The following is a 13662-nucleotide window of genomic DNA, read 5'->3' on the forward strand; positions in this document are numbered from 1 at the left end:
AATAAATTTAAACAAAAATCTGTCCAAAAGTCACTTTTTTTTGAATATTTATTTAATTTCCCACCAGGTTTTTGAAAATCAGCAAGGTTTTTTAATAAGCTTTTGCGAATAATACACGTCTATTAGACGGCTTTCCGCTCACCATAGAAATACCTTCTTCTACATCATCATCCATAGGAATACATCTGATGGTAGCCTTCGTTTCATCCTTGATCTGCTCTTCTTCTTCAGCAGTTCCATCCCAATGTGCGTAGATGAACCCACCTTTTTCTTCAAGAACCTTCTTGAATTCTTCGTAAGTATCCACTCTTGTGATGTTATCTTTTCTGAAGTTGAACGCTTTTTCGTAAAGGTCTTTCTGAATAGTCTGCAATAATTCTTCAATATATACATCCACTCCCTCAATAGAGCGAACTTCTTTTGTTAAATTATCTCTTCTTGCGATTTCAACAGATTTATTTTCAAGATCTCTTGGTCCCATTGCGATTCTTACAGGAACTCCTTTCAGTTCATATTCTGCAAATTTCCATCCTGGTTTGTTATGCGTATCGTCATCAAATTTTACAGAGATGCCTTTTGCTTTTAATTTCGCCACGATATCCAGTGCCACTTCGCTGATCTGAGCCAATTGCTCGTCTCCTTTAAAGATAGGAACGATCACTACCTGAATTGGAGCTAGGGTAGGAGGAAGTACCAGTCCGAAATCGTCGGAATGTGTCATGATTAATGCTCCCATCAAACGTGTGGAAGTTCCCCATGAGGTTGCCCATGCATGTTCAATCTTACCTTCTTTATTGGTGAATTTTACGTCGAATGCTTTCGCGAAATTCTGACCTAAGAAGTGAGAAGTTCCTGCCTGAAGTGCTTTTCCGTCCTGCATCAATGCTTCGATACAATAGGTTTCGTCAGCTCCCGCAAATCTTTCAGAAGGTGTCTTTAATCCTTTAACAACCGGCATCGCCATGAATTTCTCTGCAAAATCTGCATACACGTCATTCATTTTTTCAGCTTCTTCCACCGCTTCATCTTTGGTAGCGTGTGCCGTGTGGCCTTCCTGCCATAAGAATTCTGCGGTTCTTAAGAAAAGACGGGTTCTCATTTCCCAACGAACAACGTTTGCCCACTGGTTGATCAATATAGGAAGGTCTCTGTAAGACTGAATCCAGTTTTTATATGTATTCCAGATAATTGCTTCAGAAGTAGGACGCACGATAAGCTCTTCTTCCAGTTTAGCATCCGGATCTACAATCAGTTTGTGCGGATTGTCCGGATCTGTTTTTAATCTATAATGGGTAACTACTGCACATTCTTTAGCAAAACCTTCTGCATTTTTTTCTTCTGCCTCAAACAGGCTCTTGGGCACAAAAAGCGGGAAATAAGCATTAACGTGACCTGTTTCTTTGAATCTTTTGTCCATTTCATCACGCATTTTTTCCCAGATTGCATAGCCGTATGGTTTGATCACCATGCATCCTCGCACTCCAGAGTTTTCAGCTAAGTCAGCTTTTACCACCAACTCATTATACCATTTGCTGTAATCTTCGCTTCTTGAGGTTAATTTTGCCATTATTTTTTAAAATTTTTTTAACTTTTGTACATTATTGTTATCTAAAAATAAAAATCTATTTTTGATAGATTTATTTACCAGTGTTTTGGTACATTTTTGGTACAGATTGCAAATATAATTTAAATTAAAAATCTTTACGTTATCATGAAAAGAAATATACATAAAAATTTGCTCGGTCTGTTAAAGTCCAAAGGGATTTTAGCGATATCGGGTGGATTGCTGCTTGTGTCCTGTGGCGCTCAGATGGGCGGATATACAGAGACGGATGGGGTGTACTACGACCCCAATAAAGATACGCTGCCTGAAGGGGTGATCATCAATAACGGCGGAAACAGAGTGGGGGAAAACTATGATTATTACCAGGACTCTAATGTGATCCAGAATGCACAGACCAATTCCAGAGAACAGGACAACAGATATGATACTTGGAGTGATAACAACTGGAATACCAATGCTACAGACTCAGACTGGGGTGCTTTTGCCGGATCTCAGACCAACTATTACGACAATTCCTGGGGTTCACCTTGGGGATGGTATGGTGGTTATAGCCCTTATTGGGGCATGAACCGTGGCTGGGGCTGGGGAGGCTCGTTCGGATGGGGTAGCTCATTTGGATGGGGCGGATCCTTCGGCTGGGGCTGGGGAGGCTCTATGGGCTGGGGCAGTCCTTACTGGGGATACGGATATTCTCCTTATTGGGGCGGATATTATGACCCATTCTGGGGTGGCGGTTACGGTAACCCATATTGGGGCTGGAACGGCGGCTACTGGGGGAATGGCTACAGACCCATCTACAGAAGAAGTGGCGGTGGCGGATTCAGTAACCCTGGTTTGACCAATAATATTTACAGAAACAATAGTTATAACGGAGGTTTCAGAAACAGCAACAATAATGGAATGAATAATTCATCCAATGGCGGCTTCAGAAACGGAAGTACAAACGGAGGTTTCAGAAACAGTTCAAACGGTGGTTTTAGAAACAGCAACTCTACTAATAACGGAGGATTCAGACAAGGAAACATGAATGGTGGTTACCGAGGAGGACAACAGTCCGGAGGATTCCGTAATTCAAATTCTCAACCAAGACCTAATTATAATACACAACCAAGCTATAACAATAACAACAACGGAGGATTCAGATCCAATGATGGTGGCGGTTTCAGATCAAGCGGAGGTTCTTCCGGTGGTGGTTTTAGAGGCGGCGGTTCTTCAGGTGGTGGAGGCGGTGGCTTCAGATCATCTGGCGGAGGCGGAGGCGGCGGCTTCAGAGGTGGAAGATAATTTCAAACTTAATAACTATTAAATAAATAATGTTAAAAAAATCTTTAGTATTAATGAGTGTTGCTGCTGCATTTTATGCGCAGGCTCAGGATGTTTCTATATTGAGAAATACTGTAGATGTTTATTCCAGTACTCCGATGGTAGGTTCTTCAAAATTCAATGCAATGGCTGGAGCTAACGGAGCATTAGGAGGTGATGCCAATTCCATGCTTACGAACCCTGCTGGTTTGGGAGTTGCCATTTCAGGAGAAGTTTCCGGAACATTGGCCATCGCGGGAAATAAAAATAAAAGTACATGGGCGGGATCCACGATTGACTATAGCAAAACGAATACAGATCTTGGAAACGTAGGTGCTGTGATTACTTTTCCGCTGATGAGTGAAACAGGATGGAAGTTTATCAACATCGGGATCAATTATTCCAATCAGTCATTGGATAACTATGTAGAATCTCCGGGAAGTGATAATGTCATCAAAGATTTTACCGATAAAAGTTCATCTTTAGCAGGTCATGCTTACAACAGATATGGAAACCTTTCCAAGACCAGTTTTGGGGTTGGGGCGAACTATAATCATAATGTCTATTTAGGAGCTTCATTGAATTTTTTCAATGCCTCTATTGACCAGTATGATACAGCAGCCTTTAAATCTCTGGCTGACGGATCTATGGAGTATTTCGACAGACAAAATACACCTATGTTTGAAAGATCTTCCGGTTTTTCTGCCACTGTTGGGGTAATTGGAAAGCTGAGTCCTAATTTCAGAATTGGGGGTGCTATAGAAACACCTACTTTCTGGCGAATAGACAGAGATTATAATTTTTATAACGATCCCAACTATGGAGATGCGACAGGAAGTGAATCCCGAGATCTTACCACACCGCTTAAAGCGACCGTAAGTGCTGCATTTGTTGCCAGCAAAAACTTCTCATTAAATGTAGATTATACATTGGGACTGACAAGACCTAAATACACAGTAGTTACTGGTATTGAATCTGAACTGAACAGTTTCTTCAAGGATAATTATAAGAATGTTTCAGAAGTGAGAATCGGAGCAGAATACAGACTGAAACAGTTCAGAGTGAGAGGAGGTTACTCTTACGTATCCAATCCTTTTGATGCTTTAACGGTAAGCCAGGTAAATCCTGACGCTTCTACCTCTAACAACTCGTACAGCAATATGATGCTTAACAGCAGAAATCTTGCTTCGTTCGGTATTGGATATGATTTCAAAGCATTTTATATAGACGCATCTTATCAGTACATAACGTCTAAATACAGCAATCCTTACTTAAGAGGTATTGAAACAGGAAATCCTGATACAGATACTGCTTATTATTCTCCAACAAGAATCATGTCATCTGACTACTTTGCTGTTTCAGATGTGAAAAATAACAGAAACAACTTCTTTATTACATTAGGCTGGAAATTCTAATTCCAGATCGTGTAGTGAGTGATTAAATTGAAGGCTCCGGATCGTAAGATCCGGAGTTTTTTATTTCGTTTAAATTAAATAAAGATTAATGTGCAACAGGATGAGAGTGGAAAAGATGCATGATCAGGGCTAAAGAAACGCCCAGGATCACAAGGCCAATCTTTATCCAGTCGATATTATGATTCTTATTGCTCTCAAAAATAATCACAGAGGAGATATGCAGGAAGATTCCACCTACTATAGCCAGAAAATAAGGCTGAAGATCAGGATTGAAATAATTTCCAAGCAGCATTCCCATCGGAGAGGCAAGGGCAAACAGGGCAACGATCAGAATAGAAGGATACGGTGAACTTTTGGACTCATTTTTCCGGTTAAACAGAAAAGCTCCGAGAATAAATGAGATCGGAAGATTATGAAATACAATTCCCAAAAGATAAGGTGATAGCTGTTGTTTTTCATTGGCCAAAGGAATTCCCTCAATAAAAGCATGGATGAACAACCCAACCATCAGGGCCATCGGAAGAATGTTATTATCACTGTGATGATGAAAATGTCCGTGCTCGAAACCTTTCGTTAAAGCTTCAAGGATCATCTGAAGCAAAACTCCGGCGATTACGAAAATTCCCAGGCTGCTTCCGATTTTAGAAGTATAGACTTGTGGAAAAACCTCATTGAGACAGATGGTGATCAGAAATCCTGCACTCAGGACCAACAGATTTTTAGCCAGCTTTTCTTTTTTTCCGAAATGCTTGCCGAGAAAAACGCCCGTAATGACGCTTAAGATCAGTAAAACGACGGTTATCATGCTTTTTTCTTAAATAAATTGATACAGCGTGTAGAAACCTCACGGTCAAATTCATTCAGCTGATAATCGCCCCAGATCTTAACTCTTTCAAAACCGCAGTCTGTAGCATATGAATTAATGGCTTCCAAAGTATGAAGTTTTACTTTTTCAAAGAAGTGAAAAGGTTTTCCGTCCGCTTCAAAACGGATGTCCTTTATAATATGTCTTCCCTCGATCTTTTTCAGGATCTTAAAATCAATATCACCACGCGTTATTATAGTCTCAGGAACTATTTTTGTTCTCACGTACTCTTCGTTTAGATAATCCAAGACAAAATATCCTCCGGGTTTTAAAACATTATAAACCGACTGGAACACTTTTTTGTCGTCACTTTCGTTATCAAAGTACCCGAAACTAGTAAATAAATTGAAGACCGCATCCATCGGATCCGCATCAATAGGGTTTCGCATATCATGAACATTGAACAAAAGCGTCTGGGTTTCAAACTGTTTATCGAATTCGATACTTTGTCTGGAAAGGTCTAATCCCAGTACGTCATATCCTAATTTATTCAAAAAAACAGAGTGTCTACCTTTTCCGCAGGCCAGATCAATAATCTTGGATGAAGGCGGTAACTGAAGGTCTTCAGTGAGTTTTGTAATGAAATTTTCGGCTTCCGTATAGTCTCTGTTACTATAAAGAAGATGATAATAAGGTGTATCAAACCAAGATTCAAACCATTCCATAATGCAAAAATAACTAAATTTGTGCGGTTAAAAGCAAAGTATTTAAATATTGAAAGATCGAAAGATTCAATTAAGCGCAAAATTGAACCGCTAATCTTTTAATTATTAAATCATTAAATCTTTTAATTATAATTTATGGACACAGAAAATCTAAAGATTCAGATAAAGACATTCTTCGGACTGGAGCAGATCCTTGCTGAAGAGATCAAAAAATTAGGCGGGAAAAACGTAGAAATTAAAAACCGTGCGGTCAATTGTGAAGGTGACCTCGGCTTTCTTTATAAAATTAACTACTCTGCAAGAACAGCGTTAAAAATATTAATTCCCGTTTTTGAATTTAAAGCATTTAATCAACATCAGTTTTACAGTAAACTCTCTGCTATCGCATGGGAAGATTATATGCGTATAGACCAGTCTTTCGCGATTGATTCTACCGTGAACTCTGAAACATTTAAACATTCACAGTTCGTGACGTTGAAAATGAAGGATGCGATCGTGGATTATTTCCAGGAAAAATTCAACAGACGCCCTGATGTAGAGACAAGAAGTCCTGATATCAAGTTCCACCTGCATATTGACAGAGAACTGGTAACGATTTCTCTGGATTCTTCAGGAGATCCTTTATTTAAAAGAGGTTACAGAAAAGAGCAGGGTGAAGCGCCTATTAATGAAGTTTTGGCAAGCGGAATGCTTCAGCTGGCAGGTTGGGACGGAAAAGGAAACTTTTTGGATCCAATGTGTGGTTCAGGAACTCTTCTTGTGGAAGCAGCAATGATTGCCATGGATCTTCCTGCACAGATCTTTAGAAGAAGATTTGCTTTCCAGAACTGGGCTAATTATGATGCTGATCTTTTTGCAAAAATAAAAGAAGTCAGAGTCAACAGAGTGAGAGAATTTACCGGGAAGATCGTAGGCTATGATATTGATGGAAGAATGCTGAATGCAGCCAGAACCAATATTGAAGCAGCCGAAATGGAAGATGTAATCCAGGTGAAAACACAGGATTTCTTTGAATCCAAAAAAGAACTTTTCCCATTACTGATGGTTTTCAATCCACCTTATGACGAGAGAATCTCTATTAATGATGATGATTTCTACAAAAAAATAGGAGATACATTCAAAACAAGCTACCCGAACACATTAGCCTGGCTGATCTCCTCTGATCTGGAGGCTGTGAAGAAAATTGGTCTTCGTCCTTCACGAAAAATCAAACTTTTCAACGGAAAACTGGAAACCAGATTCCTGCAGTATGAAATGTATGAGGGAACGAAAAAACTTCATAAATTAGAAAAAGAATAATCAAATTTTACATAGAACCTTCCTTAGCCGGAAGGTTTTTTTAATTTAAACACTATTAGAATGTCGAAGTTATTTAAGGACTTACAGAAAAACTGAAACCCAATAGTAACTTCCATCCTCCTTCTTCCAGCTTCCTTTTTTAAAATAATCAGGTGTTTTTTAAAAAGATTTTTTATTTTTGCTTCAACTCAAATTTTAAATATGGCGTGGGATATTTTTGAAGCTTTAGGAGATGTATTGAATGGAGTGGATCTGTTATCCGGTAGTTCTTCATCTTCTGCGAGACTGAATTTTACTGATAAGACTTCAAAAAAGAAAAAGTCGAAGTATGTCACCGAAAAAGTAAGTGCAGGCTTAATAGCGGTGGCTGGAGTTTTACTTTTTTTTGTGTTTAAGGATCCGTTACCGGCAGAAAATTATACGCAGACTTTAATAGTGGCCTCACTTATAGGAGCTGCTATTTCAGGGATCCTGTTTTTTCTTTTGAATCTAATGGAGCTTTATTATTTTAAAAACTTTTTTAAATTATTACTTTTCAGTGGCTCGGTGATCTTGTTCTTTATTGCTCTCGTACTTTGTGTTTATTTCAAATCAGGAGTGTTTATTTAAAGACAGAATTAATAATGATCGTTTTGCGTGAAATATTTTCCCACAGATTCCGCAGATTGCACAGATTTTTTATGTGAAAATGTATACAATTTACCCTTACACACATCCGCTTCATAGAATCAACAAAGTTGATTCTCTCTTAGCCAACTTAAAATCTTCATCATCATAATAGAACTTTGCGTTAAAAAATTTCCGCAGATTCCGCAGATCATTCAGATTTGTATTACACAAAAAAGCTCCTAGTAAGGAGCTTAATTTTAATTTGTATTTTTTTTCTATTATAATTACAATGTCGTTTTCGTAAACATCTGTATAGACATATACCCACGTCCCCAGTTGAAGTTGGGATCTACCGTAGACCACATATTGAATCTGATCGTTGCGGTATCCGCAGTAGGTTCCACGTAACCGTTCAGAGCATAAGTGACATTCACTGGCGAAGCCGTATTGTTGACAACTGTATCTCCTACTGTAGCATTCACAGAAGCCATTCTTGAACTGGCACCTGAAGAAACCGCCGGAACCGTATATTTTCTGGAACCTGCCGGAAGCTCAGCTCCGTTCTTTAAAAAACGGACTCCATAATAGCCTCCGAAATTGGTTGCTATCGCGGTAGTTCCCATTGGAACGCTGTAAGTAGTGACAAGTTTTGCCTGGGTAAATGCGGGAATGGTAATCGTCACACTCAAACCTAAATTGATATTATTCACGGCAGTAGTAGCTGTCACAAGCTGATCTATAGGTGCCGTGGCTGTTACATCAAAAACATTGTCAAGTTTCCAGGCTGTTTTGTCACGCTGTTGATACGTGATCCATTGCGGAAGGGCAGGAGTTCCGTAATTGGTATAAAAACCTTCTTCCATATTGGTCGTGACATTCGTGTTGTAAACGATAAGTCCCTTCGCGGGAGATGGAATAGTGGTTCCGTCATTGGGAGCTGTCAAAGTGACACGTGGAATAAGCATTCCTTTATTGGTCGCATTGATTTGAAATTTGGCCGATGCATCCACCGTTGTGGTTCCCAAAGCTGCTGACCCTGTAGAAGTGATAATGAAGTCGTTGTCAGTCTGGGCAGCAGTAGGTGAGGCTGCATTATCTTTGTTTCCATCCACGTGGAAAGCTCCGGCCGGGTTATTTGTTCCTACTCCAACCTGTGCGCTCGAGAAGATACCCATAAGTAACGAAATGGCTGCTAAATTTGCTTTCATAGATTGTGATTTTGAATTAAAAAAATCTTTAAATGAATGTTTAATGATTGGATTTTAATCAAAAATACCTAAATATATTCAATGATATATCTTTACTTGTGTGTTTTATTTATAATTATTCTTTTATATGAGAACTAATTACATGTATAGAATACGTTTTTAATTAGATCAGTTTAAAGCGGAAGATTCAGGTCCATAAATTCTACAGGATCAATTTTTTATATGTTTGCTGAAAATTAACACATCCATGAATGACACTTTATATTTAAAATTTATGTAATTTTTATTTATTCATAGAATTTTCTTAATCTATTTCAAATGTTTAACGTTTGTTGTTTTTAATGATAAAATAATAACATATTTTGACGATTTATTATTGAATGCTTGGTTGTGTCTTCTCTACATTCGTATAAAACAATAAAATATTAACAATATGAAGAAGATAAGCTTAGTGTCTTTACTGATGATTTGTATCAGTATTTTCATGATTATTTCATGTAATTCAGAACGTTCAGATGATCCGGTCATTTCAAATGAATCTGTGTCAGCAAAAGGGAGTACAGCGTCTAAAGTGGCTGCTTTCGGGAAAAAGCCATTGTCAATTATGTACGTTGAAGTCAATAATAATGATATCAGGGAAGTAGGTAAATATAAGCTGGCAGACGGGAGACAGCTTTTTGATGTTGCTATTATTTTTGCTGCTAATATCAATTATAATACTTCCACCCAAAAAGCATATCTGCATTTTAATGACCAGGTTACCAATGTGCTTAGTAATAAAAATATGTACATAAAACCTTTACAGGATAAAGGAATTAAAGTCATGTTATCTATTCTTGGAAACCATCAGGGTGCAGGATTTGCTAATTTTCCAAATCAGGCTGCAGCGAAGGCTTTTGCCCAGGAATTAGCGAATGCTGTGAATACTTATGGTTTAGATGGTATCGATTTCGACGATGAATATGCCAATTATGGAGCCAATGGAACTCCTCAGCCTAATCAGTCTTCATTTGTCTATTTGGTGACTGCTCTCAGAGAATTGCTTCCGGATAAAATTATTTCATTTTATAATATTGGCCCTTCCGCAGACAATCTTTCTTATAATGGAGTTACTGTAGGATCTAAGGTAGATTTCGCATGGAATCCATATTACAGCACCTATTCCGCGCCTAATATTCCAGGTCTTGATAGTGCTCATAAGGGGGCTGCGGCAGTGAATGTGAACCCTGCAACTTCTACTTTTACAAACACGTCTACGGTTACGAATTATGCGCAGAGAACAAAAAATGATGGATATGGTGTTTTCCTGTATTATGATTTGGGATCTGCCAATATAGCATCCTACTTCTCTAAAGCTACGAATGTACTGTATGGGCAGAATACCGTATATTAAGATGATCAGCTGAGACAGGTAGTGCTTAAAAGTAGATATTAATACAAAATATATTATTTACAGCTTAATGTAAAGGACAAATATTTCAATAATATTTGTCCTTTTTATTTTTTAGCGATATTAACTGCTTGCTTCGTTGAATCAGTTTAAAGCAGATGGTACAAGTCCATATTGTTTTTTGAAGGCATAGGAGAAATGCGAAAGATCCTCAAAACCGACTTCCATGAATACATCCGAAGGTCTTTTATGCTTTTCTTTTAAATGATAATAGGCCAGTTCCAGCCGTTTTTGAGTAAGCCACCGTTGAGGCGTAGTCTGAAAAACTTTCCTGAAATCCCTGTTGAAAGTAGAAAGACTTCTTCCCGTAAGATACCCGAATCTTTCCAGAGGCATATTGAACATGTAATTTTTTTCCATAAAACCGATCAGATCTACTTTTCCAGGTTCTTCAAAATCGGCCAGAATATCATCTACTTCCGGATCAATTTCTCTGAGGATGCTGATGGCTTCAGTAATTTTAAACGAAGCAATATGCTCCGGGAAAGTTCCCTCCACTTCAAAATAAGGGATCAGAGAAGCAAGACAGCTTTTTAACAAAGGATGACTTTGAAAGCTATAAATTTTAGCATCATGGCCTGTTGTTTTGTGCTTTAATTCAACGGACGCATAAAAATGTTTCAGCTTTTCTGTGGTAAGATGCATAACTACAGCTTTGTGTGGAAGTCCGTCTTTAGGATAATTGATGATGGTCGCGAGATGGTTTCTGGGAATCAGAAAAATATCTCCAGCTTTGAACAGATAGGTTTTATCAGCCTGGATAATTTTGGTTTCGCCGGAAATAAACCAGACCAGCATGTGGTATTCAAAAACCGTTTCCGTTTTGAAGAGCTTATCGTCGTAGGTTGAAAGCTTGATGTCCGGGGTGATGTACTGTATCTGGAAATCCATCGTTTTTAGTTTATAAGTACAAATGTATTTAAAAAGTGATTATTCTCCATCGAAAGTAAAACCAAGCATTTCTTCACTCAATTTCCATAATCTCTCTGCATTTTCTCGGTCAATGGAATACGGTTGCACGCCACGGATGGTTGTCGGCTCATCATACCGGTGTTCTATCTGCCCGAGATCGATTTCAGCGATATCACAGTTTTCACAATACACTCCGCCGATATTCTGAAGATCAGGACTTGTTGCGCACCAAACGGTTGTAGCGGCACCTTGCGGAATTGTTTTTAATTTGGCTTCCACTTCAGGTTTTATTTTTCCATCCTTGTCATGCGTTCCCATCTGGATATAAAGATCAATAGGTTCTTCTCTCCCCAAATCGGTTCCATACACAGAACCCGGATGTAATGAATACGCTCTAATATTGAATTTCTTTCCCTTTTCATCCAATGCGACGGAAAATAAATTACATGCCGTTTTCGATTGGCCATAACCTGCAAGAGTCTGGTATTCTCTGTTTACAAAATTCGGATCTTCAAAATCAAACGGAGCCATCTGATGTCCATAAGAAGAAACACTTAGGACACGGGCGTTTCCTGCTTTTTTCAGTGCTGGCCAAAGTCTTGCGGTCAAATGGAATTGTCCAAGATAATTTGTGGTTAACTGAGATTCAAAACCTCTGTCATCTCTTCGAAGCGGAACCCACATAATGCCTGCATTATTGATCAGAAGATCAAGTTTTCTTCCCGATGCCAAGAATTTTTCGCTGAATGCATTGATAGAATCCGGATCCATCAGATCCATTTTTTCAAGTTCTATATGGTCAATACCCATAAGGTTTTTACCCGCTTTTTCAATATCTCTTGCCGGAATAATCACTGTTGCTCCGGCGGATACCAATACTTTCGTCGTTTCAAGACCAATTCCTGCGTAACCTCCCGTAATGATGACTGTTTTTCCGGTAAGGTCAATTCCATTGATAATTTCCTGTGCTGTTGATGCTGCATTAAACCCTGAATGAACAGGCTGTTGTAATGGATTGATATTCTGTATCATTTTTTATTGTTTAAAGTTCTACAGCAAATGTATAGTGTATCTATTATGATGATTTTGTTTAAAATGTCAAATTACTGTGTTGAGAATTTCAAAGCTATTTTTCAAACTTTAAAAGTTAATTTCTTTGAATAAGCTGTTAAACTGTTTGTAGATTCCTCAGCGAATAAGTAATTTTGAAAAATTTTCAATTTGAGACCTACTATTTCCATTGTCGTTGCTATTTTCAACCGAAAAGACGAACTTTTTGAACTGCTGAATTCTTTGACTTTTCAGACAGATAAAGAGTTTGAAGTGATTATTGTAGACGACGGTTCTCTTATTGATCTTAAGCCAACCATTCAAAATTTTGATGAAATACTGAACATCAAATATTTCAGAAAAGACAATTCCGGCCCCGGACTCAGCAGAAACTATGGGGCGAAGAGAGCTCAGAATGACTGGTTGCTTTTTGTAGACAGCGACGTGATCGTAGAAAAAGAATATATCGAAAATATTAAAAAAGATATTGAAACCATTCCATGCGATGCGTTCGGAGGAGCGGATAAAGCCCACAAAGGTTTTAATCTGATGCAGAAAGCCATTTCTTATTCGATGACCTCAGTTTTTACAACAGGAGGAATCAGAGGAAGTAAAAAAGCAGTTTCCAGATTTCAGCCGAGAAGTTTCAATATGGGCGTGAATAAATCAGTTTTTGAGAAAGTAGGCGGTTTTTCCGAGATGAGAATCGGGGAAGATCCGGATCTGTCCATGACCCTTTGGGAAAAAGGTTTTACGACCGCATTTTTCGATGATATCGCTGTGTTTCACAAGAGAAGGGTAGATCTGGGTAAATTTTCAAAACAGGTATATCAGTTTGGGTGTGCCAGACCCATTCTGAATCAGAGGCATCCCAATTATGTCAAAATCTCTTTTGCATTTCCTACCCTGTTTATGTTAGGGTATATTTTCGGTTTTATAGAATATTTTGTTTTAGGCAGAGGGATTATCCTGGCCTTTTACGGATTGTATACTTTCCTGGTATTATTCCATGCGATGGTAGTGACGAAAAATATAAGCATTGCCGGAATGGCGGTGATTTCTACCTATATTCAGATGTTTTCCTACGGCTATGGATTCCTGAAATCATGGGTGCTCCTGAATGTTTTCAGAATGAAACCCGAAGACGCTTTCCCGAAACATTTCCATATCAAATAGATCATCTTTTTTCATGCAAAGATTTATTAAATTAAGCAACTGGATAAATGCATGTCCGATTATATTTAAATAAAAAAATATTTTCTGTATTGCGGGCTGTCATATCGGCCTAGGAATTTGGAGCGTTAAAAAAATAAAAAAAATTGC

The 13662-nt window shown here is 38.3% G+C and carries 12 protein-coding genes; 6 read left to right on the forward strand and 6 right to left on the reverse strand.

The annotated features are described in order from the left end of the window. Positions 1-91 precede the first annotated feature (91 nt). Complete coding sequence (proS, locus tag BUA72_RS10430) at positions 92-1567, reverse strand: proline--tRNA ligase (RefSeq protein ID WP_072922867.1); 1476 nt, start codon at positions 1565-1567, stop codon at positions 92-94. A 144-nt stretch (positions 1568-1711) separates the two neighbouring features. Here proS and BUA72_RS24455 point away from each other — a divergent pair, with 144 nt between their 5' ends. Together BUA72_RS24455 and BUA72_RS10440 are read left to right on the forward strand one after the other, a co-directional pair. Continuing rightward, positions 1712-2848, forward strand: a complete 1137-nt coding sequence (locus BUA72_RS24455) for a prolyl-tRNA synthetase (protein ID WP_072922868.1) — start codon at positions 1712-1714, stop codon at positions 2846-2848. Between the two features lie 29 nt (positions 2849-2877). Further along, complete coding sequence (locus BUA72_RS10440; RefSeq protein WP_072922869.1) at positions 2878-4281, forward strand: OmpP1/FadL family transporter; 1404 nt, start codon at positions 2878-2880, stop codon at positions 4279-4281. An 85-nt stretch (positions 4282-4366) separates the two neighbouring features. On the opposite strand, the gene BUA72_RS10445 is transcribed toward BUA72_RS10440, so the two are convergent. After that, the gene (locus BUA72_RS10445; protein ID WP_228407861.1) at positions 4367-5086 is read right to left on the reverse strand and encodes a ZIP family metal transporter; all 720 of its coding nucleotides are present in this window, start codon (positions 5084-5086) and stop codon (positions 4367-4369) included. Further along, positions 5083-5811: a class I SAM-dependent DNA methyltransferase gene (locus tag BUA72_RS10450; RefSeq protein WP_034726496.1), complete on the reverse strand. Its 729-nt coding sequence runs from the start codon at positions 5809-5811 to the stop codon at positions 5083-5085. Before BUA72_RS10450 ends, BUA72_RS10445 begins: the two co-directional genes overlap by 4 nt. A gap of 135 nt (positions 5812-5946) precedes the next feature. Here BUA72_RS10450 and BUA72_RS10455 point away from each other — a divergent pair, with 135 nt between their 5' ends. Both BUA72_RS10455 and BUA72_RS10460 read left to right on the forward strand, forming a co-directional pair. Next, positions 5947-7110: a THUMP domain-containing class I SAM-dependent RNA methyltransferase gene (locus tag BUA72_RS10455; protein WP_034726495.1), complete on the forward strand. Its 1164-nt coding sequence runs from the start codon at positions 5947-5949 to the stop codon at positions 7108-7110. 201 nt (positions 7111-7311) lie between these two features. Beyond that, positions 7312-7719, forward strand: coding sequence for a branched-chain amino acid ABC transporter substrate-binding protein (locus BUA72_RS10460; protein WP_072922870.1), 408 nt, complete (start codon positions 7312-7314; stop codon positions 7717-7719). A 284-nt stretch (positions 7720-8003) separates the two neighbouring features. Here the strand turns inward: BUA72_RS10460 and BUA72_RS10465 are convergent, their stop codons facing one another. Then, positions 8004-8927, reverse strand: a complete 924-nt coding sequence (locus BUA72_RS10465) for a hypothetical protein (protein ID WP_072922871.1) — start codon at positions 8925-8927, stop codon at positions 8004-8006. A 433-nt stretch (positions 8928-9360) separates the two neighbouring features. Here BUA72_RS10465 and BUA72_RS10470 point away from each other — a divergent pair, with 433 nt between their 5' ends. Then, positions 9361-10320, forward strand: coding sequence for an endo-beta-N-acetylglucosaminidase H (locus BUA72_RS10470; protein WP_083544177.1), 960 nt, complete (start codon positions 9361-9363; stop codon positions 10318-10320). Between the two features lie 141 nt (positions 10321-10461). Here the strand turns inward: BUA72_RS10470 and BUA72_RS10475 are convergent, their stop codons facing one another. Both BUA72_RS10475 and BUA72_RS10480 read right to left on the reverse strand, forming a co-directional pair. Continuing rightward, positions 10462-11268, reverse strand: a complete 807-nt coding sequence (locus BUA72_RS10475; RefSeq protein ID WP_072922872.1) for a helix-turn-helix domain-containing protein — start codon at positions 11266-11268, stop codon at positions 10462-10464. 39 nt (positions 11269-11307) lie between these two features. Then, a complete protein-coding gene (locus BUA72_RS10480) occupies positions 11308-12321 on the reverse strand; it encodes an SDR family NAD(P)-dependent oxidoreductase (RefSeq protein ID WP_072922873.1) in 1014 nt (337 codons plus the stop codon). A 189-nt stretch (positions 12322-12510) separates the two neighbouring features. Here BUA72_RS10480 and BUA72_RS10485 point away from each other — a divergent pair, with 189 nt between their 5' ends. Next, positions 12511-13515, forward strand: coding sequence for a glycosyltransferase family 2 protein (locus tag BUA72_RS10485; protein WP_072922874.1), 1005 nt, complete (start codon positions 12511-12513; stop codon positions 13513-13515). Positions 13516-13662: the final 147 nt, after the last annotated feature.

Origin of the sequence: Chryseobacterium sp. OV279 (assembly GCF_900128945.1) — a bacterium.
Classification (GTDB): domain Bacteria; phylum Bacteroidota; class Bacteroidia; order Flavobacteriales; family Weeksellaceae; genus Chryseobacterium.